Annotated in this window: 23 protein-coding genes and 1 tRNA gene; 9 read left to right on the top strand and 15 right to left on the bottom strand. The window is 69.5% G+C overall.

Annotated elements, in window-relative coordinates; all coding sequences use genetic code 11:
* Positions 1 to 37 precede the first annotated feature (37 nt).
* From OVA26_RS10215 to OVA26_RS10195, 5 genes are all read right to left on the bottom strand, one after another.
* Positions 38 to 1,072 (bottom strand): CNNM domain-containing protein, encoded by a 1,035-nt coding sequence (locus tag OVA26_RS10215; protein WP_056231380.1) that lies wholly within the window; start codon positions 1,070 to 1,072, stop codon positions 38 to 40.
* On the bottom strand, positions 1,069 to 2,472 hold the full coding sequence (locus tag OVA26_RS10210) for a hemolysin family protein (RefSeq protein WP_268104021.1): 1,404 nt from the start codon (positions 2,470 to 2,472) through the stop codon (positions 1,069 to 1,071). The genes OVA26_RS10215 and OVA26_RS10210 overlap by 4 nt, the downstream gene beginning before the upstream one ends.
* A gap of 170 nt (positions 2,473 to 2,642) precedes the next feature.
* On the bottom strand, positions 2,643 to 3,389 hold the full coding sequence (locus tag OVA26_RS10205; RefSeq protein ID WP_268104020.1) for a hypothetical protein: 747 nt from the start codon (positions 3,387 to 3,389) through the stop codon (positions 2,643 to 2,645).
* Positions 3,386 to 3,814: a DUF6114 domain-containing protein gene (locus tag OVA26_RS10200; RefSeq protein ID WP_268104019.1), complete on the bottom strand. Its 429-nt coding sequence runs from the start codon at positions 3,812 to 3,814 to the stop codon at positions 3,386 to 3,388. Before OVA26_RS10200 ends, OVA26_RS10205 begins: the two co-directional genes overlap by 4 nt.
* A gap of 11 nt (positions 3,815 to 3,825) precedes the next feature.
* On the bottom strand, positions 3,826 to 4,422 hold the full coding sequence (locus OVA26_RS10195; RefSeq protein WP_074694982.1) for a DUF6230 family protein: 597 nt from the start codon (positions 4,420 to 4,422) through the stop codon (positions 3,826 to 3,828).
* A 110-nt stretch (positions 4,423 to 4,532) separates the two neighbouring features.
* On the opposite strand from OVA26_RS10195, the gene OVA26_RS10190 reads away from it, so the two are divergent.
* Together OVA26_RS10190 and OVA26_RS10185 are read left to right on the top strand one after the other, a co-directional pair.
* Positions 4,533 to 5,147, top strand: a complete 615-nt coding sequence (locus tag OVA26_RS10190) for a TetR/AcrR family transcriptional regulator (protein ID WP_074694981.1) — start codon at positions 4,533 to 4,535, stop codon at positions 5,145 to 5,147.
* A 135-nt stretch (positions 5,148 to 5,282) separates the two neighbouring features.
* The gene (locus OVA26_RS10185) at positions 5,283 to 5,624 is read left to right on the top strand and encodes a DUF7882 family protein (RefSeq protein WP_074694980.1); all 342 of its coding nucleotides are present in this window, start codon (positions 5,283 to 5,285) and stop codon (positions 5,622 to 5,624) included.
* 9 nt (positions 5,625 to 5,633) lie between these two features.
* Here OVA26_RS10185 and OVA26_RS10180 read toward each other — a convergent pair whose 3' ends face one another.
* Both OVA26_RS10180 and OVA26_RS10175 read right to left on the bottom strand, forming a co-directional pair.
* Positions 5,634 to 7,073 carry a sensor histidine kinase gene (locus OVA26_RS10180; RefSeq protein ID WP_074694979.1) on the bottom strand — a complete coding sequence of 480 codons (1,440 nt, stop codon included), beginning with the start codon at positions 7,071 to 7,073 and terminating at the stop codon, positions 5,634 to 5,636.
* Complete coding sequence (locus OVA26_RS10175) at positions 7,070 to 7,744, bottom strand: response regulator transcription factor (RefSeq protein ID WP_056231404.1); 675 nt, start codon at positions 7,742 to 7,744, stop codon at positions 7,070 to 7,072. Before OVA26_RS10175 ends, OVA26_RS10180 begins: the two co-directional genes overlap by 4 nt.
* A 145-nt stretch (positions 7,745 to 7,889) precedes the next feature.
* Between OVA26_RS10175 and OVA26_RS10170 the strand changes: the two genes are divergently transcribed.
* The 3 genes from OVA26_RS10170 (at position 7,890) to OVA26_RS10160 (ending at position 10,051) form a co-directional block, all read left to right on the top strand.
* Positions 7,890 to 8,441, top strand: a complete 552-nt coding sequence (locus OVA26_RS10170) for a hypothetical protein (RefSeq protein WP_074694978.1) — start codon at positions 7,890 to 7,892, stop codon at positions 8,439 to 8,441.
* A 140-nt stretch (positions 8,442 to 8,581) separates the two neighbouring features.
* Positions 8,582 to 9,388 (top strand): hypothetical protein, encoded by an 807-nt coding sequence (locus OVA26_RS10165; RefSeq protein ID WP_268104018.1) that lies wholly within the window; start codon positions 8,582 to 8,584, stop codon positions 9,386 to 9,388.
* Positions 9,389 to 9,547: 159 nt separating this feature from the next.
* Complete coding sequence (locus tag OVA26_RS10160; RefSeq protein WP_268104017.1) at positions 9,548 to 10,051, top strand: DUF3145 domain-containing protein; 504 nt, start codon at positions 9,548 to 9,550, stop codon at positions 10,049 to 10,051.
* A 157-nt stretch (positions 10,052 to 10,208) separates the two neighbouring features.
* Here the strand turns inward: OVA26_RS10160 and OVA26_RS10155 are convergent, their stop codons facing one another.
* The 6 genes from OVA26_RS10155 to aceE all read right to left on the bottom strand — a co-directional run bounded on the left by OVA26_RS10155 (position 10,209) and on the right by aceE (position 17,859).
* Positions 10,209 to 11,447: a beta-ketoacyl-[acyl-carrier-protein] synthase family protein gene (locus tag OVA26_RS10155; RefSeq protein WP_268104016.1), complete on the bottom strand. Its 1,239-nt coding sequence runs from the start codon at positions 11,445 to 11,447 to the stop codon at positions 10,209 to 10,211.
* Positions 11,448 to 11,515: 68 nt separating this feature from the next.
* On the bottom strand, positions 11,516 to 11,764 hold the full coding sequence (locus tag OVA26_RS10150; protein ID WP_022880558.1) for an acyl carrier protein: 249 nt from the start codon (positions 11,762 to 11,764) through the stop codon (positions 11,516 to 11,518).
* A gap of 67 nt (positions 11,765 to 11,831) precedes the next feature.
* The gene (locus OVA26_RS10145; protein ID WP_268104015.1) at positions 11,832 to 12,836 is read right to left on the bottom strand and encodes a beta-ketoacyl-ACP synthase III; all 1,005 of its coding nucleotides are present in this window, start codon (positions 12,834 to 12,836) and stop codon (positions 11,832 to 11,834) included.
* Positions 12,833 to 13,753, bottom strand: coding sequence for an ACP S-malonyltransferase (locus OVA26_RS10140; protein WP_268104014.1), 921 nt, complete (start codon positions 13,751 to 13,753; stop codon positions 12,833 to 12,835). The genes OVA26_RS10145 and OVA26_RS10140 overlap by 4 nt, the downstream gene beginning before the upstream one ends.
* An 82-nt stretch (positions 13,754 to 13,835) precedes the next feature.
* Positions 13,836 to 15,092: a PucR family transcriptional regulator gene (locus tag OVA26_RS10135; RefSeq protein ID WP_056232370.1), complete on the bottom strand. Its 1,257-nt coding sequence runs from the start codon at positions 15,090 to 15,092 to the stop codon at positions 13,836 to 13,838.
* A 40-nt stretch (positions 15,093 to 15,132) separates the two neighbouring features.
* Positions 15,133 to 17,859, bottom strand: coding sequence for a pyruvate dehydrogenase (acetyl-transferring), homodimeric type (gene aceE / locus OVA26_RS10130; RefSeq protein WP_074694976.1), 2,727 nt, complete (start codon positions 17,857 to 17,859; stop codon positions 15,133 to 15,135).
* A 252-nt stretch (positions 17,860 to 18,111) separates the two neighbouring features.
* Between aceE and OVA26_RS10125 the strand changes: the two genes are divergently transcribed.
* Positions 18,112 to 18,807, top strand: coding sequence for a DUF1345 domain-containing protein (locus OVA26_RS10125; protein WP_056231440.1), 696 nt, complete (start codon positions 18,112 to 18,114; stop codon positions 18,805 to 18,807).
* On the opposite strand, the gene OVA26_RS10120 is transcribed toward OVA26_RS10125, so the two are convergent.
* Together OVA26_RS10120 and OVA26_RS10115 are read right to left on the bottom strand one after the other, a co-directional pair.
* Positions 18,804 to 19,466: a CatA-like O-acetyltransferase gene (locus OVA26_RS10120; protein ID WP_074694975.1), complete on the bottom strand. Its 663-nt coding sequence runs from the start codon at positions 19,464 to 19,466 to the stop codon at positions 18,804 to 18,806. The two genes, OVA26_RS10125 and OVA26_RS10120, sit on opposite strands and share 4 nt — an antisense overlap.
* Positions 19,467 to 19,511: 45 nt before the next feature.
* Positions 19,512 to 19,584: transfer RNA gene (locus OVA26_RS10115), tRNA-Val, on the bottom strand.
* Positions 19,585 to 19,668: 84 nt separating this feature from the next.
* Between OVA26_RS10115 and OVA26_RS10110 the strand changes: the two genes are divergently transcribed.
* The 3 genes from OVA26_RS10110 to OVA26_RS10100 all read left to right on the top strand — a co-directional run bounded on the left by OVA26_RS10110 (position 19,669) and on the right by OVA26_RS10100 (position 21,608).
* On the top strand, positions 19,669 to 20,244 hold the full coding sequence (locus tag OVA26_RS10110) for a helix-turn-helix domain-containing protein (RefSeq protein ID WP_056231447.1): 576 nt from the start codon (positions 19,669 to 19,671) through the stop codon (positions 20,242 to 20,244).
* Position 20,245: 1 nt separating this feature from the next.
* A complete protein-coding gene (locus OVA26_RS10105) occupies positions 20,246 to 20,758 on the top strand; it encodes a hypothetical protein (RefSeq protein WP_056231451.1) in 513 nt (170 codons plus the stop codon).
* Between the two features lie 121 nt (positions 20,759 to 20,879).
* Positions 20,880 to 21,608 (top strand): zinc ribbon domain-containing protein, encoded by a 729-nt coding sequence (locus tag OVA26_RS10100; RefSeq protein ID WP_056231456.1) that lies wholly within the window; start codon positions 20,880 to 20,882, stop codon positions 21,606 to 21,608.
* The last annotated feature ends 8 nt before the right edge of the window (positions 21,609 to 21,616 follow it).

Here is a 21,616-nt window from a genome sequence, read left to right as displayed (position 1 = left end):
GCTCCCGAACGCGGCAGGCGTTCATCGCGAGATCAGGTCAGGCGGCAGACCCACCCTGTGCCGCGGCCAGCTCGCCCGGGCCCGGCAGAATCTCGCGCAGCAGGTCGTCGAGAGTCACGACACCGAGCAACTGCTCGCCCGCCACCACGGTGGCCAACTGCACGCGTCCGCGACGCATGCGAGCGAGCGCGTCGTAGGCCGAGGCACTCGGCTCGAGCACGAGCGGTTCGCGCGCGATCTCGAGCGCCGGGGTGTCGGGGTCGACGGTCAACGTGTCACGCACGTGGGCAACGCGAGAGTCCGCGCCCGAGCCCACGAGGATGCGCAGGTGCGTCGACGAGGCGGCGACAGCCTGGATCTCGGCGACCGTGGCATCCCTCGGCACAGACGTCGGGGAACGATCCGTTCGCACGATGTCTCCCACCGTGAGCGTGCCCAGGGCGATCGCCTGAGCGATCGGCTCCGAGTACTGCTTCTCGAGCGTGCCCGCCTGGCGCGAATGCGCGACGAGCTCGCGGATCGTGTCGGCGTCTTGCCCGCCGGCCGCGGCCTTTTCGACGGGCTCGACACCCGACGCCTTCACGAGGCGGTTCGCGATGTGGTTGATCCACAGCAGGAACGGTCGCAGCGGCCAGGTGAGGGCGCGAGCCAGGATGCCGGTGGCCTTCGCCGCCGTCTCGGGATGAGCGATCGCCCAGGACTTCGGGGCCATCTCGCCGATCACGAGGTGCAGGAACGTCACCACGATCAGAGCCAGCATGAACGCGATGATGTCGGCGAGCACGTAGGGCAGACCCCACGCCTCGAACACGGGAGCGAGCGCGTAGTCGATCGCGGGCTTGGTGATGGCGCCGAGCAGGAAGGTGCACGCGGTGATGCCGAGCTGAGCGAACGCCAGCATGACGGTGAGCTCGTTCACACCGCGCAGGGCCGCACGCGCCGAGGCGCTCGTAGCGGCCTGCTCCTCGAGCCGGTGGCGGCGCGCGGCGAGCAGAGCGAACTCCACGATGACGAAGAACGCGCTCGCGATGATGAGCGCCGTGGTGATCAGGGCGACGGTCCAGCCGTTCATCGGGCCACCTCCTCGTCGATCGTCGAGACTCCGTCGGCAGGCTCGGCATCCCGGTCCACCTCGTTCAGGTGCACGGCCAGCTGGGACGGCACGTGTCGATCGACCTCGACGACCTCGATGGCGAGCCAGCGCTCGATGTCGAGGCCCTGCACGGTCTCGGACGCACGCTCGGGAAGGTCGACGCGCACGACACTGCCGATGGCGGGCAGGTCACCGTGGGTCTCGATGACGAGACCCGCGACGGTCTCGACGTCGCTCTCGGCGAGGTCGTACCCGATCAGGCGCTCGAGCTCGTCGAGGTGCAGGTCGCCGGGCACCGTCCAGGCATCGTCTCCGTTCGCCGAGACCTCGGCGACCTCGACGTCGTGCTCGTCGGACAGCTCGCCGATGACCTCCTCGGTCAGGTCTTCGATCGTCAGGATGCCGTCGAAGTTGCCGTACTCGTCGACCACGCACGCGAGCTCGTTGCGCGAGCGACGCATGCGGTCGAGCGCGACGGGCAGGAGCATCGAGGTCGGGATGACGACGGCGGCGCGCATGACGGATACGACGGGCGCATCGTCCGCGGGCCGCTCGCGCAGCACGTCGATCAGTTCGACGACACCGACGGGGGAGTCCTCGTCACCGATCACGGGGTAGCGGGTATGGCCGGTGGCCATGAGCGCGCGGACCTCGCCGACCGTGGTCTCCGGGGTGACCGAGTCGATCTGCGACCGGGGGATCATCGCGTGTTCCACATCGCGCTGCGGGAAGTCCAGGATGCGGTCGATGATCATCGACAGATCGTCGGGGAGGTCTCCGCTCACGCGCGACTCCTCGATGATCGCCTCGAGGTCTCGCGCGGTGGCGCTTTCGTCGACGTCCTCGAGGGGCTCGATCCGCAGCAGTCGCAACAACGCGTTCGCCGCCACGTCGAACACGGTGATGAGCCACCCGAACAGCAGCAGGTAGATCCGTGTCGGAACAGCGAGAGCACGGGCGAGGGGCTCGGGACTCGCGATCGCGAGATTCTTCGGGTACAGCTCGCCGAAGATCATCGTGACGATGGTCGCCAGCAGCAACGCGCCGATGGTGCCGATCAGCACCGAGACGGTCGGGTCGATGCCGGCGCCGCCGAGGAGGGTCCCCAGCGACTCACCGATCAGCGGTTCGGCGACGTATCCGATCAGGAGGCCCGTCACGGTGATTCCCAGTTGGGCGCCCGACAGCATGAACGACGTCCGCTTGGTGATCGCCAGCACCCGCTTGGCCTGCGCGTCGCCCTTCTCGGCCTTCGCCGCCATGCGCGAGCGATCGACCGACATGTAGGCGAACTCCTGCGCGACGAAGAATCCGCAGGCCGCGATAATCGCCAGAGTCACGATGATCCCCAACAGCAGTGTCAGGGCCGCAGCCAGCATCAGATCTCACCCCCTCTCGAGAAGAGGGGGCTCGAAGATCGGCCCTCCTGGTCGGTGGAGGTGCGGTGATGGCTCACGGGTTTTCTCTCTCGTGGGTCGGTGATCACTGATCCCTTCGACTGTATCCAGCGCGATTCCGCCCAGGCTGGGGATTCACCCCGACCGTGCGCTCACTCCGGTTGCGTGATCTTCTGATCGGTGTTCGTGTACACGATCGAGTCGGCCGTGGTGCCGACCAGGCCGAGGGTCACGCGCGCGAGCCCCGGTGCGATCCCGTCGGCCGGTGGGGGAGTGTCGGCCCCGAGGGTGAGGGTCTTGCCGTCGGCGGTGGTCGCCGACAGCGAGTTCAGGTAAACCGAGACGTGCCCCGACAGCGTCATGCGGTCGGCTGTCGTGACGAGGGCGGGACCCGTCGCCCGCCGCACGGTGAGGGCGAACCCGTCGATGGTGATCTCATCGGCCGTCATCTTGAGCACGGTGATGCGCGTGCCGTCGGCAAGCGGCACGGTGACCACGCTGACGAGAGGGATCCCCCGGAACGACAGGGACTGGGCGCCCAACTGGGCCGAGGGTTGCGTGAAGACCGGTGAGTTCTCATCGACCACGGCGGCCTGCGCCGGCGGGGTGGTGGAGTCCTGCGGAGGCGGGGTGGGCGCCGGCGACGTCTGGCTTGCCGGCGTCGTCGGGTCCGGCGCCGGGACCACCGGGACGCCCGGCAGCGTCGGCAGAACGGATCCCGACGTGGGCGTGGGGCTGGGCGTGGGCGACGGAGACGGGTCGCTGCACGGGAGAAGGATCGGGATGCATAGGCGCGCCGGCCGCGTGCCGTCGTCCGCCCACGCGGCTCCGGCGCCTGTCGCACCGCCCAGCAGGAGCATCGCTGCCGTCAGCGCGGCCGCTGCTCGGGCGCGCTTCATCGCCCGGCTCCCGTGATCGCGCTCTCCGCCTCCTCGGCCGTCGGCGCCGGATCGTCCTGCGACCGGGGCGGCGCCCACGACACCGCGATGATGCCACCCACCGTGCTCAACAGCATCCCGAGCAGGAAACCTCCGAGGTTCACCCCGACGAGCGAATAGACGGCCACGGCGAGGGCGACGACCCCGTAGAAGATCCGGTGCGCGGGCATCGAGATGAGCAGGATGCCGAGGAGCACCAGGACGAGGGGGATCACCGTCGCCTGGAGACCCTCGATTCCGAGCTGGATGTGCAGCTGACCGATGTCGAGCTGCCCCGAGAAGAACATCTCGATGCCGCCGAGAGCGACGAGCAGGCCGCCCACGAGGGGGCGACGGCGGCGCCATGCGCGAAAGCGCGCCCGCGCGGTGAGGTCGGGGGAGGTCATGGCGGCGCCGATCAGAAGCACGTCTTCGAGCCGTCGGTCAGCTCGAGCTTCATGCCGGTGAGAGTGAAGACCGACGCCTGCGTGCTCCACGCGGTCTGCTTGAGGTTCGCGATCGAGATGGTGTCGGCATCCTGCGCGAAGTCACCCGCGGTGCCCTTCGCGGACGTGTTGACGGTCGAGGCGTCCACGCCGATGCGGATGTTGCCGAACGAGGAATCGCCCTGCAGGCCCGTCATGCCGATCTGCAGGTCGGAGGCCGACGCGGGGGAGCCCCCGCCGCCCGCGGTGATGAGGACGCCGACCTTGCCGAGCGGGGTCTCGCTGACGACCGATTGGCAGAGGTCGGCGAGCGTCGCCGACGTGATGTTCGCGATGGCGACGTTGTGCTCCCCGCCGGCGGTGTCGTTGGTGACGCCGGCGTACTGCGAGAAGCCGGTGCCCTCGAGCTGCGAAGCACTGATCTGGAATTGGCTGCCCGAGACGGAGAACGACACGGGCACAGCGCCCTGGGCGACACCGGTGAGAAGAAGACTCGCCACGGCGGCGACGGGGACGGTGGCGAGGGCCACACGGCCGGTACGGGAGCGGGTCAGGTCACGGAACTTCATCGATCCTCCTGCGGAAGCGGGCCCGGCGACGGCGCCGAGCGACCTCAGGCTACGCCTCATTGACAGAGTGTCAATAGATCGCCGGCGCATCGCTTCGTTAGAGTTTCCTCATGTCGAGCGACCGGCGAACGCGCCTCACTCCCGATCAGCGGCGCGCCCAGCTCGTCGCCTCGGGCGTGGCGTTCCTCGTCGAGAAGCCGCTCGACGACCTCACGATGGAGGTGCTGTCCGAGCGCGTCGGGGTCTCGCGGGGCCTGCTCTTCCACTACTTCGGATCACGTCAAGGACTCCATCGCGAGGTGGTGGGCACCGCCGCGGCGGCACTGCTCGCGGCATCCGTCCCGCGTGAGGATCTCGCTGCCCGGGAGCGGCTCGACGACACGCTGGCGCGCATCGTGAGCTTCGTCCGCGAGCACCGCGGCACGTTCTTCTCGCTCGTGCGCGGCGTCGCGTCGGGCGACACCGAGGTGCGGCACGAGGTGGATCGCGCGCGCGACGTGACCGCCGGATGGGTCACCGACGGGTTCCTCGAGCTCGGCGCCGAGGACTCGCCCCTGTTGCGCGTCGCGCTGCGTTCCTGGGTGAACTTCGCCGAAGAGGTTCTCGTCGAACTCGCCCTCGGCACCGAGATGCCCGCGGTCGACATCGTCTCGTTCCTCTCGCGCTCGGCCTTCGGCGTCGTCGACTCGGTCGGAGCGGATGCCGAGCAGGCTCCCCGCACCTGAACGCCCGTGCACGTCCTCCCGGAAACCGCCCCCGAGGCGGGGCCGGGTGGCACAATGAAGAGGCCCCCATTGCTGCGCCCCAGCGCGGTCCCCACGAAACACGGTTCGATTCGTCGAGCCAGAAAAGGACCTGTGATGGGACGTCTCATCTATCGTGACCGCGCGTCGTTCGACATCGACGACCGCATCCTCGCCCACCTCCGCATCGTCGTGATGAACAAGCTCCGGCGCAACGAGGGCTTCATGCTGCAACTGCCCGTCAACGAAGGCGTGCGCCAGGCCAGCCTCTGGATCCACGCCTCGAACGCGCTGGTCCTGCAGTTCTACGGTGGCCGGGAGCCGGCGATCGACCGCGCCCTGGTCGACCAGATGATGCACGACGCCAGTGGCGCCGACGGGCTCACGCTCACCGCCGCGGGAATCGCGCCGGCGACCACGGCGCCGCCGCGGCAGCCGGTGGGCGGTCGCTCGGCCTGAGTTCCGGAGTCACCCTGCTGCTCGCTGCTCGAGCGGCAGGGTGACCTCGAAGCGCGCACCGCGATCGCTGTCGACGCATCGCACGTCGCCGCCGTGCGCCCGCGCGATGCCGCGCGCGATCGGCAGCCCCAGGCCCACCCCTCCGAAGGCCGCGCGCGCATCGTCGAGGCGGACGAGACGCTCGAAGATGCGCTCGCGGTCCGCCGGTGGCACGCCCGGCCCGTCATCGGTGACGGCCACGACCGCGGTGGACCCCCGCCGTTCGACGGCGATCGTGACCCGTCCGGTGCGATCCGTGGCACGAGCGGCGTTCTCGATGAGATTCGAGAGCACCTGCGCGACGCGGTCGGGGTCCGCGTGGACGGGAACCGTGGCATCCAAGATCTCCGTCCGGATGCGCAACGAGGGGTGCACGAGAGGAACGCGCTCCGCCTCGGCGGTGACGAGGGAACGCAGATCGAGGTCGGCCCGGGAGAGCTCGAGGCCGCGGTCGACGCGCGCCATAGTGAGCAGGTCGTCGACGAGACGCGACGCACGCGCGGCCTCGCGGGCGACGTGCGCGGCGAGCACCTCGCGTTCGGGTCCGGCGAGGTCGGCGCGGACGAGGGTGTCGGCGGCGGCACGGATGCCGGCGACCGGCGTGCGCAGTTCGTGCGCGGCGTCGGAAAGGAAGGCACGCAGCCGCTGCTCCGCGTCGACGGCCGCCTGCTCGGCCCCCACGACGTCGTCGAGCATGTCGTCGAGGGCGGTCGCGACGCGCCCGATCTCGGTGTCGGGTCGCGTGGGGTGCAGGCGCCTCTCGCGCTCTCCGGAACCGATGGCGCGCGCCACCCGCGACACCTGGTCGAGGGGGCGCAGGCTCCGGCGCACCACCAGGGTGACTGCCCCCGCGGCGAGAACGAGAACCCCGATGGACGACAGGGCCATGATCCACCGCACCTGCACGAGCGTGTCGTCGATCCCCGCCGCCGATGCCGTCAGCGTCAACGTCGAGCCGTCGCTGAGGGTCGAGCGGAGCGTGACCAGGTCGCTGTCTCCCGTCACCTCCGAGGCGACGACGCTGACGTCGCTCGAGCCGGTGGGCTGCGGAGTGGACCGGGCACCCGGCCCTCCGCCTGGACCGCCGGGGCCGCCCGGAGGGCCGTCGCGCAACTGCTCGGGGCTGGGTCCGGCGACGACGGAGTCCCCGCTCGCGCCGTCGATGCGCACGGCGAGTCCCTGGTCGGACAGTCGCTCGGCGAGGTCGGAGTCGTCGACGGTGCCCACGAGGGATGCCGCCGCGGCGGCGCGATCGCGAAGACGGTCTTCGATCTGACCGCGCAGGCGCGCACCCAACGCCACGTCGACGACGATCGCGAGCACGACGAGCAGGAGCGCGACCAGGGCGACCACCGCGACGATCGTGCGGCGACGCAGCGACCCCGATCTGAGCGGGGGAGAGATGCTCATCGTTCCTCGCTCAAGCGATAGCCGAGCCCGCGGACGGTGTGGATCAGCCGGGGGCCGCGCTGCTCCATCTTGCGCCGGAGGGCGCTCAGGTGCACCTCGACGAGATTGGGGTCGTAGTCCTCGTAGCCCCACACTTGCGTGAGGATCTGCGCTTTCGAGAGCGTGCGTCCGCGGCTCTCGGCGAGAAGCTGCAGCAGCCGGAACTCGGTGGCCGTCAGCTCGAGCGACACCCCGCCGCGATGCGCCGTCGCCGCGTCGGGATCGACGACGAGATCGCCCACCGACACGGTCTGCGGCAACCGCCCGCGACGGCGGAGGACCGCGCCGCTGCGCGCGACGAGCTCGGCCATCGTGAACGGCTTGACGACGTAGTCGTCGGCCCCTTCCGCGAACCCGCGCAGGCGATCGTCGACCTCGTCCCGAGCGGTCAGCATGATCACCGCCGTGTCACCGGCGGCTCTCACGAGCGGAAGCAGACGGATGCCACTCGGCCCGGGCATCATCCAGTCGATGATCACGAGGTCGGGGCGGAACGAGGCGAGACGGTCGCTGAGATCGGTCCCGTCGGGCGCCGCCTCGGTGAGGAAACCGTCGGCGCGCAGGGCCGTGGTGACGGCGATGCGGATCGTCTCGTCGTCGTCGAGGACGAGCACGCGGGCAGCGAAGGACATCCGGGCGACGATACGGACGCGGGCTGTACGCCGGTTATGGCTTACCTATGCGAAGCAGGCGGGTGCGCGGGCTTCAGGTTCGCTTCAGTCCCGGCTCGAAGTCTGGTCTCAGAGCCGGTGACCGACACCGGACGGGAAGAGAATCATGAACGACGACAACCCCACGCTGCCGCTGCCGCGACAGGACGAGACCCCCGAACCCCGCCGCCGCTCGTGGCGCGGACCGGCGCTGATCGCTGGCGCCGTGATCGTGGCCGCCGGCCTCACCGGCGGAACCGCCGCCCTCGCGGCGCAGAGCAACGGCGCGGGGTCCCTCGCCGCCTCGTCGACCTCGGCGCCCAGCGCCGACGGCGGATCCACCGGACCGGGTAGCACCCCCGGTACCACCCCGACCCCGGGGGCCTCGCCCACGACCCCGGCCGACGGCACGGCTCCGACGCCTCCCGCGGACGCAACCGCTCCGGCGGCACCCGCCGATGGCAAGGAACCCGGCGCGTGCGGACCTACCGGCCCCGGTGGGCCCGGCGCCCCGAAGGGCGACGCTGCCAAGCCCGCACCGCCCGCCGACGGCACGGCGCCCACCCCTCCCGCCGACGGGCAGAAGCTCACGCCTCCCGCGCCTCCGGCCGATGGCACCGCTCCGACCCCGCCCGCGGAGGGAACCGCTCCGACTCCTCCCGCAACGCCGGGCAGTTGAGCAGCGCCCCGCGCTGACCGCCGCGCCACGCCCTGCGCGTGCAGCGAGCGGTCAGCGCGGTGGGGCACGATCGTTCGGTGGCGAGTACTCGGACGCGCCGACGGCGGACGCCCCGGCAACGGCTGATCCGGCGACGACGCATGACGTTCGCTGCGGTCGCCGTGATCCTCGTGGGCCTGATCGCTCTGGCGGTCATCCCCCTCGTCTCCCTCACCGCCGCGTGGAACAACGAGGCACGGCGCGAGGCCATCGACCTCACCTCGTTCGATCCCGGCCATCTCATCGACGACGAGCAGTTCTACGACGGCGACGCCATGACGGCCGACCAGATCCAGTCCTTCCTCGACGACGAGGTGAGGGAGTGCCGCAACGACTCCTGTCTCTCGGTTCTGCGGTCTGACCTGCCCGCGCGGGGACCGATCGTGTCGGATGCCACGGGCCGCACGATCTGCGAGGGCTACGACGGGGGAGAACTCACCGCCGCCCAGATCATCGATCGCCTGCAACGCGCGTGCGGGATCTCGGCCAAGGTGCTGCTCGTTACCCTCCAGAAGGAGCAGAGCCTCGTGTCCGGCCGAACGGCGCGCGCCCCGTCACCTGAGCAGCTCGGTGCGGCGATGGGGGCGAGATGCCCCGACACCGCCCCGTGCGACGCCGGTGCTGCCGGGTTCGGCGCCCAGGTCGCCCAGGCCGCCACCGATCTGAAGTCGTACAGCGCCTCGGACTTCATGCGGCAGCCGGGAACGCACTACCTCGCCTATTCACCGGATCCCTCGTGTGGGGGTTCAGACGTGACGATCGCGAACGCTGCCACCGCGGCGCTGTACAACTACACGCCGTATCAGCCGAACCCGGCGGCCCTCGCCGCGCGATGGGGGACGGGCGACGCCTGCTCGGCGTACGGCAACCGCAACTTCGCGCTCTACTGGGCGCTGTGGTTCGGCTGACACCCGCTGGGCCGATCGCGCGGCCGCCCCGCGGGACGCGCGGAGGAATCACAGTGTTGTGATTTCGTTATGCACGGGCGATAATGGCCGGACAACCGAACAATCGCCGGCACTCCATCACAGGTCGTAGGGGAAGACGTACCTGACGAAGGAGAAACCATGGCGATCACGTCTTCGCGCGGAGTGATCCTGATCCACTCCGCGCCCCGCGCGCTGTGCCCCCACCTCGAGTGGGCGGTCGGACGTGCTCTCGGCCGCGCCGTCAACTTCGACTGGGCCGAACAGCCCGTGTTGACGGGCAGCCGTCGCGCGGAGTTCTACTGGGAGGGCCCCGTCGGTTCCGGCGCAGCACTCGCGAGCGCCATCCGGGGGTGGGAACACCTGCGCTTCGAGGTGAGCGAGGATCCCACGCAGCGCAGCGACGGCGGACGCTGGATGCACACGCCGGGTCTCGGCATCCACTTCGCTCAAACCGATTCGGCCGGCAACGTCGTCATCGCCGAGGATCGCGTGCGCTACGCGATGGAGGTCGCGGCCGGCGACCCCTTCGAGCTGCAGCGCGAACTCGACGTCGCCCTGGGCTCAGCCTGGGACGAGGAGCTCGAGCCCTTCCGCCACGCCGGAGACGACCAGCAGATCGTGTGGCTGCACAAGGTCGGATGAGCCCGTCGAGTGGGGGAGGCGCCACTACCGGAGGTCGGTGAACACACCCGGCACCGGGACCGCGTATCCCTCGCTTGACGAAACGAGAGCCCCCTGGCATCCCCGATCGCAGTCGGGGGGGGATGCCAGGGGGCTCTCGTCGTGACGGGGAACGCGCTCAGACCGAGGCGATGGCGACGACGGCGTTGTGCCCGCCGAAGCCGAAGGAGTTGCTGATCGCGAGCTGGTCTCCCGCGCCGAGCTCGACGGGCGAGCCCGAGAGCGCGAACGGAACCTCGGGGTCCTGCTCGGTCAGGTTGATCGTGGGGGGCGCGACGCGGTTCTGCAGAGCGAGAACCGTGAAGATCGCCTCGAGGGCTCCGGTGCCGCCCAGAAGGTGGCCGGTGGACGCCTTCGTGGCCGAGACGGGGATCTCGTCGACCCGACCGCCGAAGACGGCGCGCAGCGCCTTGTACTCGTTCGGGTCGCCGACCGGCGTCGAGGTGGCGTGCGCGTTGATGTGCGTGACGTCGTCGACCGACGCGCCCGCCATCTCGAGCGCCATGTGCACGGCGCGAGCGGCGCCATGACCCTCGGGGTCGTTCGCGGTGATGTGGTACGAGTCGGCGGTGACGGCACCGCCCATGATCGACGCGTAGATCTTGGCGCCGCGGGCCTTGGCGTGCTCCTCGGTCTCGAGGATCAGCACGCCGGCGCCCTCGCCCATGACGAAGCCGTCGCGGTCGATGCTGGCCGGACGCGAAGCGGTCTCGGGCGAGTCGTTGCGCTTCGACAGCGCCTGCATCGACGCGAACGAGGCGATCGTGATCGGGTGAATGGCCGATTCGGTTCCACCCGCGATGACGACGTCGGCGAGGCCGTCGCGGATGTGCTGCACCGCGTTGACGATCGACTCGGTGCTCGAGGCGCACGCCGATGCCACGGTGCGCGCGAAGGCGCGGGCGTTGAAGTGCAGCGAGAGGTTACCGGCGGCCGCGTTCGGCATGAGCATGGGAACCGTCATCGGCATGACCCGACGCGGGCCCTTCTCGCGCAGGGTGTCCCACGCGTCGAGGAGGGTCCAGACGCCGCCGATGCCCGTGGCGAAGTCGACGCCGAGGCGGTCGGGGTCGATGTCGGGGGCGCCGGCGTCTTCCCACGCTTCTTTGGCCGCGACCATGGCGAGCTGCGACGAGGGGTCGAGCCGCTTGGCGACGGGTCGCTCGAGCACGGTCTCGGGACGCACGAGCGCCTCGGCGGCGAAGGTGACGGGCAGGTTGTACTGCTCGACCCACTCGTGCTCGAGGGAACGGGCGCCGGAGGTTCCGGCGAGCAGGGCGGACCAGCTCTCGGGTGCCGTTCCGCCGATGGGCGAGGTGGCTCCGATGCCGGTGACGACGATGCGGGGTGTGCTCATGAGCGAAGAATCCTTGGTGCGGCCGACAGGTCGTGACCGGTGGGGGCCGAAGCCCCCACCGGGAGGTGTCAGGACTGGTTCGACGTGATGAAGGTCACGGCGTCGCCGACGGTCTTGAGGTTCTTGACCTCGTCGTCGGGGATGGTGACGCCGAACTTCTCCTCGGCGTTGACGACGATCGTCATCATCGAGATGGAGTCGATGTCGAGGTCGTCGGTGAACGACTTCTCGAGCGCGACCTCGTCGGCCGAGATACCCGTCTCGTCGGTGATGAGCTCGGCAAGGCCGGCGAGAACCTCGTCGTTGGTGAATGCCATGATGTCTCCTGTTTCTTGGGGGCGGGCCTGTCAGGCCCCGATCAGTCTAGGGTTCGGTGTCGCCGCGTCAGGGCAGCACGACGACCTGCGCGCCGAACACCAGTCCGGCGCCGAAGCCGATCTGCAGCGCGAGGCCGCCGCTCAGCTCGGGGTGTTCCTCGAGCAGGCGGTGGGTGGCGAGGGGGATGGATGCCGCGGAGGTGTTGCCCGTAGTCTCGATGTCGCGACCGATGACGACGGTCTCGGGCAGTCCCAGCTGCTTGGCGAACTCGTCGATGATGCGCATGTTCGCCTGGTGCGGCACGAAGGCGGCGAGGTCGGCGGGCTCGATGCCGGCGGCCTCGATCGCCTGGCGCGCGACCTTGACCATCTCCCAGACGGCCCAGCGGAACACGGTCGGACCCTCCTGGCGGAGGGTGGGCCACGCAGCGACGCCGTCGCGGAAGTCGGTGAGCGTGGCGTTCATGCCCACGGCATCCGCCTTCGATCCGTCCGAGCCCCAGACGGTGGGGCCGATGCCGGGGGTGTCGCTCGGTCCGACCACGACGGCGCCCGCGCCGTCGCCGAGCAGGAACGAGATGCTGCGGTCGGTGGGGTCGACGACGTCGCTGAGCTTCTCGGCGCCGACGACGACGACATGCTTCGCCAGACCCGCCCGCACGAGGGCGTCGGCCTGACCGACGCCGTAGGCGAAGCCGGCGCACGCGGCGTTCAGGTCGTAGGCGGCCGCGGGGTTCGCCCCGATGCGGTCGGCGACGATGGCCGAGGCCGAGGGTGTCTGCTTGGGGTTGCTGATGGTCGCGACGATCACGGCGTCGATCTGGCCGGGGGCGATGCCCGACTTCTCGACGGCTTCGCGCGCGGCCTCGGTGGCCAGGTCGATGGCATCCGTGTCCTTGTTCGCGCGGACGCGCGTGACGATCCCGGTGCGCTGGCGGATCCACTCGTCGCTGGAGTCGATGGGCCCCACGAGGTCGTCGTTGGGCACGAAGTTCTCACCGCGCGCGGCGCCGTAGGCGTAGATGCGCGTGTGAGCGGCTCCCTGCAGCTGACGGAGGGTGGGGGTGCTCATGCCTGGTCTTCTTTCAGGAGTGAGACGGCCGCGTCGAGGTCGTCGGGGGACTTGACTGCCACGGTGGGGGTGCCGCGCAGTGCTCGCTTCGCGAGGCCCGTGAGGGCGCCGGCGGGCGAGAGTTCGATGATGCCGGTCACGCCCCGCTCGCCGAACGAGGCCATGCAGCGGTCCCAGCGGACGGGCGACGAGACCTGGGCGACGACGAGGTCGAGGGCGCGGCGACCTTCGGTGACGACGGAGCCGTCGGAGTTGGTCCACAGCGTCGTGGCGGGGTCGGACACCTGGACGTCTGCTGCGGCGGCGCGCAGCGTCCCGACGGCGGGCTCCATGAAGCGGGTGTGGAAGGCGCCTGCGACCTGCAGGGGGATCACGCGGGTTCCGCGCGGCGCCTCGGCGGCGAGCTCGGCGAGGGCGGGGAGTTCGCCGGCGGCCACGATCTGTCCGCCGCCGTTGTAGTTGGCGGGGGTGAGTCCGAGCGCCTCGAGGCGCTCGAGCACGGCGGTCTCGTCTCCGCCCACTACGGCGCTCATGCCGGTCTCGACGGTGGCCGCGGCCTCGGCCATCGCGCGGCCGCGGAGCCCGACCAGGCGCAGCGCGTCCTGGTCGGAGAGCACTCCGGATGCCGCCAACGCGGCGATCTCGCCCACCGAGTGCCCCGCGACACCGGCGACGGAGGTCGTGGCTCGCTCGTTCAGCGCAGACCACGACAGCAGGCTCGCCGCGACGATCAGCGGCTGGGCGACGGCGGTGTCGCGGATCTGATCGGCATCCCATTCGGTGCCGGCGGCGACGAGGTCGACGCCCGCCTGCTCCGAGAAGGTCTCGAGACGCTCGCGCGCTCCGTCGAGTTCGAGCCACGGCGAGAGGAACCCGGGGGTCTGAGAGCCCTGCCCGGGGAAGACGGCGATGATCACCGTTCCATCCTGCCAACGATCGAGCCCACGCTTATGGAGATATCGACACAGATATACGGCGTGTCTTTGTGCGCGCCGTGCATCAGCGCGCCAGGGGCGACCGTCGACCCACGGGTCCGCGACGGCGCGTGGCATCCGTTCCGATCGATCCCAGGATCAGTGCGGTCTGCAGGATGAGCGCCTCCCGGGGGCCCGTGGCATCCCATCCGATGACCTCCGACACGCGCTTCAGGCGATAGCGGACCGTGTTGGGGTGCACGTACAACTCGCGCGCCGTCGCCTCGAGCGAGCGCCCGTTGTCGAGGTAGCTCCACAGCGTCGCCACCAGATCGGCGCTGTGCGCCTGCAGCGGCTGGTAGACGCGATCCACCAGCGTCTGCTTCGCAACGGCGTCGCCAGCGAGGGCGCGCTCGGGCAGAAGATCATCGGCCTCCACCGGCCGCGGGGCATGACGCCACGCGCGGGCGACGGCGAAGCCGGCGAGGGCGGCACGAGCGCTCTGCCCGGCGTCGACCAACGCGGGGACCGCCGGTCCGAGGACGAGATGGCCCGACCCGAAACCGGGCTCAAGACGCTTGGCGATCTCGGGGAAGGGCAGTTCGGCGGAATCCTCTCCACCGCGCGCCGGCAGGTCGGCACGACCGACCACCAGCACCAGGCGCGAGCCCTGCACGCCGATGAGCACGTCGACGCCGAGCTTGCGCGCGGTGCGACGCACCTGGTCGACGTCGAGTTGCGGGGGAGTGGTGCCCACGAGCACCGCGACCTCTCCGTGGCCGTGCCAGCCGAGCGCGGCGATGCGGCTGGGGAGTTCGTCGTCGGCCTCGCCGGTGAGGATCGAGTCGACCACGAGCGCTTCGAGGCGAGCGTCCCAGAGGCCCCGGGCCTCGGCGGCGCGTGCGTAGACGTCGGCCGCGGCGAAGGCGACTTCGCGCGAGTACGACAGCATCGCCTCGCGCACCTTCTCGCTGCGTCCGGCGACGCGCTCTTCCATCACCTCGACGGTGACGCGCACGAGCTGCAGGGTCTGCGTCAGGCTGACGCTGCGCAGAAGCTCACGAGGGGCCGCGGCGAAGATGTCGGCGGCGATCGCCGGAGTGGATGCCGGCTCCTCGAACCACTGCAGGAACGAGGTGATGCCGGCCTGGGCGACGAGCCCGACGGCGGACCGCCGGGCTGGCGGCATCTCGGCATACCAGGGAAGCGTCTCTTCGAGGCGCTGGATGGTCGCCGTCGCGAGATCGCCCGAGATGCGCCGCAGCCAGGTGAGGGTGTCGGCCTTCTCCTGCGCGGCGGCCGCGACCGCGCCCGCAGACCGGTCGGGCCCGGCCCCGCCCATGGAGGCGGAACCGGACCCGTCGGTGGTGCTCGTCACGCGCTCAGGCCTCGCCACCCGCGTTGCCGCTGGTACCGGCGTTGACGTCGTGCAGGCGGTACTTCTCGATGGCCTGACCCACGACCGCGCCGTCGACCTTGCCCTCGGCGGCCAGCGCCTGCAGGGCACGGACGGCGAGCGACGGACCATCGATCTTGAAGAAACGACGGGCCGCGGCACGCGTGTCCGAGAAGCCGAAGCCGTCGGCGCCGAGGGTCCAGTAGTTCTGGGGGACCCACTGGCGGATCTGGTCCTGCACCGCGTGCATCCAGTCGCTGACGGCGACCACGGGGCCGTCGGCTTCCTTCAGCTTGTCGGTGAGGTAGGCCACGCGGGGCTCTTCCTCGGGGTGCAGGAAGTTGTGCTCGTCAGCGGCGAGACCGTCGCGGCGCAGCTCGCTCCACGAGGTGACCGACCAGACGTCGGCCGTCACGCCCCAGTCGTCCTTCAGCAGACGCTGGGCCTCGAAGGCCCACGGCACACCGACGCCCGAAGCGAGCAGCTGCGTCCGGGGACCATCACCCTCGCCCGCCGAGATGTGGTGGATGCCGCGGACGATGCCGTCGACGTCGACACCCTCGGGCTCGGCCGGCTGCACGTACGGCTCGTTGTAGACCGTCATGTAGTACATGACGTTGGGGTCGGGGTGGTTGCCGCCGTACATGCGCTCGATGCCCGAGCGAACGATGTGCGAGATCTCGTAACCGTAGGCCGGGTCGTACGACACGGTCGCCGGGTTCGTCGAGGCGAGCAGCTGCGAGTGGCCGTCGGCGTGCTGCAGGCCCTCACCGGTCAGGGTGGTGCGACCGGCCGTGGCGCCGATGATGAAGCCGCGAGCCATCTGGTCGCCGGCCGCCCACTGGGCGTCGCCCGTGCGCTGGAAGCCGAACATCGAGTAGAAGACGTAGACCGGGATCAGCGGCTCGCCGTGGGTCGAGTACGCCGTGCCCGCCGCGGTGAACGCCGCGAGGGCGCCCGCCTCGTTGATGCCGACGTGGATGATCTGACCCTGCGGGCTCTCCTTGTACGCCAGCAGCAGCTCGCGGTCGACGGAGGTGTAGTGCTGACCCTTGGGGTTGTAGATCTTCGCCGTCGGGAAGTACGCGTCCATACCGAACGTGCGCGCCTCGTCGGGGATGATCGGCACGATGCGGTGACCGAAGTCCTTGACCCGCAGCAGGTCCTTCAGCAGACGCACGAACGCCATGGTCGTGGCGATCTCCTGCGTCCCCGATCCCTTCTTGGGCAGCGCGTACGCGGCGTCACCGGGCAGCTCGAAACCGACGTGCGTGGTGCGGCGCTCGGGCAGGAACCCGCCGAGCGCGCGACGACGCTCGAGCATGTACTTGATCGTCTCGTCCTGCTCACCGGGGTTGTAGTACGGCGGCTGGTACGGGTTCTCGTCGAGCTGCGCGTCGGTGACGGGGATGTCCATCGCGTCGCGGAACGACTTGAGGTCGTCGAGTGTCAGCTTCTTCATCTGGTGGGTCGCGTTGCGACCCTCGAAGTGCGGACCGAGGCCGTAGCCCTTGATCGTCTTCGCCAGGATGACGGTGGGCTGACCCTTGTGCTCCTTGGCCGCCTTGAACGCCGCGAACACCTTGCGGTAGTCGTGGCCACCGCGCTTGAGGCCCCAGACCTGCTCGTCGGTGTAGTCCTTGACGAGCTCGAGGGCACGCGGGTCGCGACCGAAGAAGTTCTCGCGCACGTAGGCGCCGTTCTCGGCCTTGTAGGTCTGGTAGTCGCCGTCGGGGGTGCTGTTCATGAGGTTGAGCAGCGCGCCCTCGGTGTCGCGGGCGAGCAGGTCGTCCCACTCGCGGCCCCAGACGACCTTGATGACGTTCCAGCCGGCACCACGGAAGAAGCTCTCGAGCTCCTGGATGATCTTGCCGTTACCGCGCACCGGGCCGTCGAGGCGCTGGAGGTTGCAGTTGACGATGAAGGTCAGGTTGTCGAGGCCCTCGTTCGCCGCGACCTGCAGCTGACCGCGGCTCTCGACCTCGTCCATCTCGCCGTCGCCGAGGTAGGCCCAGACGTGCGAGTCGCTGACGTCTTTGATGCCGCGGTTCGACAGGTACTTGTTCGACATCGCCTGGTAGATCGCGTTGATCGGGCCGAGGCCCATCGACACGGTAGGGAACTGCCAGAACTCCGGCATGAGGCGCGGGTGCGGGTACGACGGGATGCCGTTGGGCGCCTGCGACTTCTCCTGACGGAAGCCGTCGAGCTGCGCCTCGGTGAGACGGCCCTCGAGGTAGGCACGGGCGTAGGCGCCGGGGGAGGCGTGGCCCTGGATGAAGATCTGGTCGCCACCCGACGGGTCGTCGAGGCCGCGGAAGAAGTGGTTGAAGCCCACTTCGTAGAGCGCCGCCGACGAGGCGTAGGTGGAGATGTGGCCGCCGACGCCGATGCCGGGACGCTGGGCGCGGTGCACGGTGACCGCGGCGTTCCAGCGGATCCACTTGCGGTAGCGGCGCTCGAGCTCCTCGTCGCCGGGGAACTCGGGCTCGTTTTTCTGCGAGATCGTGTTGATGTAGTCGGTGGTCGGAACCATCGGCACGTTCAGGTGCAGTTCTTTCGAGCCCTTGAGCAGGCTCAGCATGATCTCGCGAGCGCGAGCCGGACCCTTCGCCTGGACCAGCTGGCGCAGGGATTCCTGCCACTCCCCGGTCTCTTCCGGGTCGCTGTCCTGCGGCCCCTGCGAATACGGATCCTGGTCGTGAACAGTCACGGAAGACCTTTCGTCGTCTGGCAGGTCATGCCAGAGAATCGCCATACGAGTGCGGCAACCCTTGTTCGCTCCGCACAATCAACCAGCGTCCAGCCTAGCGAGTCGGAACGGGATCGGATGCGCGGCGGGCGCGAGCGATCCTCGCCCTGCGCGCAGACGGTTCGATGTCGAGACGAGTGGATGCCCGTCGAGAACGCCTGCAGCCCCCGCGCCGCGACAAGGCGCTCGAGGACGCAGGTCTACCCTGAGCCCGTGAGTACCCATGAGCGCGAGGGCTTCCGCACCCGGCCGGAGCATCGCTGGCCGGTCCTGATCGCCCTGGCCGTCGGTACGGGGCTGTACGCGGTGCTGCCGAATGAGGCGTCCGGCGTGCTCCGCTACGTCGTCGTCATCGCCGGCGTGCTGTGCGCCATCCCCATGGTCGTGACCAACCCCTCCCGACTGTCGCGCGAGTCGGCGGTCGGGAGGGGGTTCGCGCTGGCGTTCACCGCCGTGCTGCTCGTGGCGAACCAGGTCGCGTTCTTCCTGCTCATCCAGCAGCTGCTGCGAGGGGAAGGAAGCGGGGCCGGCACCCTGCTGGGGGCTGCGCAGGTATGGGCGATCAACGTCATCGGCTACGCCGTCGTCTACTGGGAGATGGACCGCGGAGGGCCCATCGCTCGCCGTCGCGACGCACGCGACGAGCTTCCGCCCGCGGACTTCCAATTCCCGCAGGACTCCGACCGCGACGCGGTGAGCGAGGTTGCCCGCCGTTCGTCCGACACCGAGGACTGGGCGCCCGGGTACGTCGACTACCTGTACTTCTCGGCATCCAACGCCATGGCCTTCAGCCCCACCGACGTCATGCCCCTCAGCACGCGCGCGAAGCTGTTCATGATGGTGCAGGCGGTGTCGGGGTTCATCCTTCTCGCGCTGGTGATCTCGCGCAGCGTGAACATCCTGAACTAACGCGACGCCGTCAGCCAGGTCGGGGCGCCCATCAGGTCCTCGAGCTCGGTGACCAGTCGGGCCGCGTGGAATCCGTCTGCGACCGCGTGGTGGAGCTGCAGGGAGAGGGGCATGAACAGGCGCTCGCCGCGCTCGACGTACTTCCCGATGGTGACGATGGGGGCGAGGTGCGACGCGCCGTTCTCGATGTTGAGGGTGAAGCCCGTGAAGCTCGTCCACGGCACGCTCGATACGTCGAAGGTGTTGCGGGGCGGCTCACCCTGCGGGAAGAAGTCGAGACTGTTCGCGTGCGCGGCGATGGTCTGTTCGGCGCTCGCGTGGAAGGCCGCGAAGTCCGAGTCGTACGGCACCCAGAGACAGGCGAACGTCTCCCGCTCCGCGTGGAAGACCGTGAAGGCCGGGTGGACGACGTTCCAGACGGCGGGCGCGCCCGCTTCGTCGACGCGCATTCGGAATTCCGGATGCCGGTTCACGATCGACGCGATGGCCCAGATCTGCGCGATGGAGGTGCGGCACCCCGATGCGCGCCGAACCGCCACGAAGTCGGTGACGTCGATCTCGACGGTCATCGCGTAGGTGCAGGGCGACGAGCGCAGGTAGTGCTCGAAGTGCTGACGTCGGGGCCACGTCTCGAGGTCGATCGGAGTGAGCTGGTCCATCCGCCCATGATCCCAGGAGAGAAAAGACAGTGCGACTGAAAGGGGTGGGCCCTGCCGGGATCGAACCGACGACATCCACGGTGTAAACGTGGCGCTCTACCAGCTGAGCTAAAGGCCCTGGTCCGTCCGATCCTAATCGGCCCCGTCGATCCACCGAGACGGGAACCTTGTAATATGGCACGTAGTACATATTGGAGGGCACGTGACGACCGCGACACCGCTGCTTCGCGCCGCTCGCAAGAGCCGCAATCTCACGCAGAAGGCCATCGCCGATCGGCTTCACGTCGATCAGGGGCGCATTTCGCGCGCCGAGAGTGCGGGCGAGCTCGAGTATGGAACGGTCGAGCGCATTCTCGGCGCGACCGGCCACCGGTTGTACTCTGCCCCCACTCGTCGCGACGATGTCGCGACTGCCGCGTCGTCCATTCGCTCGCATCTGCGGCGCGGCGATCGACACCGCGCGCTTCGCGCGTTCATCCAACTCAGCGACGACCTTCAGGCCGAACGCGGGCTCATCCGTGGAGTGCTGGTGGTGGCCGAGCCGGAGCCCACCGGGGAAGCCGTGTGGGACTCCGCGCTCGCCGCGCTCGTCTCTCTTCGCCTCAATGAAGAGAATCTGCCGCATCCGGAATGGACCAAGACACCGAACCGGCACCTCCCGTCACCGAGGACACTGGAGGTAGACCCCGCCGACCCGCGCCCTGGCCCCGGCGACGTACCGGAAGAATTCCTCGAGCACGGTGTCCTCATCTGGAGCGACACCCTCGCGAGCGTCTGAGGTGCCCATCCTCGGGCGGGACGACATCGTCGCAGCATTGCGCGATCTCGTCGAAGAACTCGTCGCCAGCGGGGATCGCGTCGGCATCCGCCTCGTCGGGGGAGCCGCAATCGCGCTCCGCCATTTCGAACGGGAATCCACAAACGACCTGGATGCAACAGGGGTGACGAGCCAGGACGATCATGCCGTCGCCGAGGCGGCAGCGCGCGTCGCCGAGCGACGCGGATGGCCGAAGGATTGGTTGAATTTCGAGGTCGACCAGCTCGGAGCAACTCCCTGGATCGGTCGCCCTGCCGAATGGGAGAACCTCTACGACGCCGATGGTGTGGTCATCGAGGTCGCTTCGGCGGAGACGCTGCTGGCGATGAAACTTCGAGCAGGACGCCCCGGTCGCGATGTCAATGACATACGTCGGCTGCTTCATCTGTGTGTAGTCGGCACCATCGATGCGGCGGAGGACCTTTATGAGGGGTACTACCCCGGCGACAGCATGAGCGCACGGACGCGGGGATAGTTGAGCGGATCCTCGAAGAAGCCTCGCCACCACCGCTCCACCCGGTCGACCCGATTCGGTGGTGACCGCGCACCAGGTACGCGTACCGCGGATGTCCGAGGCCCGGGGTAGCGTGGGGGACGTGAATGCCGATCCCGCCGACCAGCGCAAACTGCTCGACCTCGCCGACCTCGACGCGCGTATCCACCGTGACGAGAAGGTCGCCGGCAACCCACCGCAGGCCGACCGCGTGCGCGAGCTCATCGCGCAAAGGGCGACGCTCACGCAGGAGCTTTCGACGCGCGCCAACGTCCGCGACGACATCAACGCCGAACTGAAGCGCCTCGAGTCCGACGTCGCCGTGGTCGACGCCCGCATCGCCCGCGACACCGAGCGACTTGCCGCGTCGTCGAACCCCAAGCAGGCCCAGGGCTTCGAGAGCGAGCTGACCTCGCTCAAGCGGCGCAAGAGCGACCTCGAAGACATGGAGATCGCGCTCATGGAGCGGCTCGAGGCAGCTGATGCCGCTGTCACCGAGCAAGAGGCAGTGATCGCCGACACCAACGCGCAGGGCGCTCAGCTCAGCGCCGAGGCCAAATCCACCGTCACCGACGCGACCACGCGACTCGAGGGCGCGCGCCGTGATCGTGAGGCCGTGGCCGCTTCGGTTCCCGCCGACTTGCTCGGGCTCTACGAGCGGCTCGCCTCGCGCGGCAACGGTGCCGGACTCCTGCGTGCCGGGGCGTGCGAAGCGTGCCGCATGGTGCTTCCGCCGAGCGATCTCGCCGTCGTCCGCCGCGCGCAGACAGACGAGGTCGTGTTCTGCCCCGAGTGCGGCGCGATCCTCGTCCGCACCGAAGAGTCCCGATGACCCGAGAC

The organism is Microbacterium sp. SL62 (assembly GCF_026672635.1).
In the GTDB taxonomy this organism is placed as follows: Bacteria; Actinomycetota; Actinomycetes; order Actinomycetales; family Microbacteriaceae; genus Microbacterium; species Microbacterium testaceum_A.
Note: the sequence above shows the minus strand (reverse complement) of the source record. Positions and strands in the feature narration are given on the sequence as shown.

Bases quoted from the DNA above. Each gene is read 5' to 3' on its own strand.
- OVA26_RS10215 (WP_056231380.1), bottom strand. From the start codon at position 1,072: ATGAACGGCTGGACCGTCGCCCTGATCACCACGGCGCTCATCATCGCG.
- OVA26_RS10180 (WP_074694979.1), bottom strand. From the start codon at position 7,073: ATGAGCATCTCTCCCCCGCTCAGATCGGGGTCGCTGCGTCGCCGCACG.
- OVA26_RS10135 (WP_056232370.1), bottom strand. From the start codon at position 15,092: ATGGGCGGGGCCGGGCCCGACCGGTCTGCGGGCGCGGTCGCGGCCGCC.
- OVA26_RS10200 (WP_268104019.1), bottom strand. From the start codon at position 3,814: ATGACCTCCCCCGACCTCACCGCGCGGGCGCGCTTTCGCGCATGGCGC.
- OVA26_RS10120 (WP_074694975.1), bottom strand. From the start codon at position 19,466: ATGGACCAGCTCACTCCGATCGACCTCGAGACGTGGCCCCGACGTCAG.
- OVA26_RS10145 (WP_268104015.1), bottom strand. From the start codon at position 12,836: ATGAGCACCCCCACCCTCCGTCAGCTGCAGGGAGCCGCTCACACGCGC.
- OVA26_RS10190 (WP_074694981.1), top strand. From the start codon at position 4,533: ATGTCGAGCGACCGGCGAACGCGCCTCACTCCCGATCAGCGGCGCGCC.
- OVA26_RS10150 (WP_022880558.1), bottom strand. From the start codon at position 11,764: ATGGCATTCACCAACGACGAGGTTCTCGCCGGCCTTGCCGAGCTCATC.
- OVA26_RS10195 (WP_074694982.1), bottom strand. From the start codon at position 4,422: ATGAAGTTCCGTGACCTGACCCGCTCCCGTACCGGCCGTGTGGCCCTC.
- OVA26_RS10185 (WP_074694980.1), top strand. From the start codon at position 5,283: ATGGGACGTCTCATCTATCGTGACCGCGCGTCGTTCGACATCGACGAC.
- OVA26_RS10210 (WP_268104021.1), bottom strand. From the start codon at position 2,472: ATGCTGGCTGCGGCCCTGACACTGCTGTTGGGGATCATCGTGACTCTG.
- OVA26_RS10160 (WP_268104017.1), top strand. From the start codon at position 9,548: ATGGCGATCACGTCTTCGCGCGGAGTGATCCTGATCCACTCCGCGCCC.
- OVA26_RS10205 (WP_268104020.1), bottom strand. From the start codon at position 3,389: ATGAAGCGCGCCCGAGCAGCGGCCGCGCTGACGGCAGCGATGCTCCTG.
- OVA26_RS10165 (WP_268104018.1), top strand. From the start codon at position 8,582: ATGACGTTCGCTGCGGTCGCCGTGATCCTCGTGGGCCTGATCGCTCTG.
- OVA26_RS10175 (WP_056231404.1), bottom strand. From the start codon at position 7,744: ATGTCCTTCGCTGCCCGCGTGCTCGTCCTCGACGACGACGAGACGATC.
- OVA26_RS10155 (WP_268104016.1), bottom strand. From the start codon at position 11,447: ATGAGCACACCCCGCATCGTCGTCACCGGCATCGGAGCCACCTCGCCC.
- OVA26_RS10170 (WP_074694978.1), top strand. From the start codon at position 7,890: ATGAACGACGACAACCCCACGCTGCCGCTGCCGCGACAGGACGAGACC.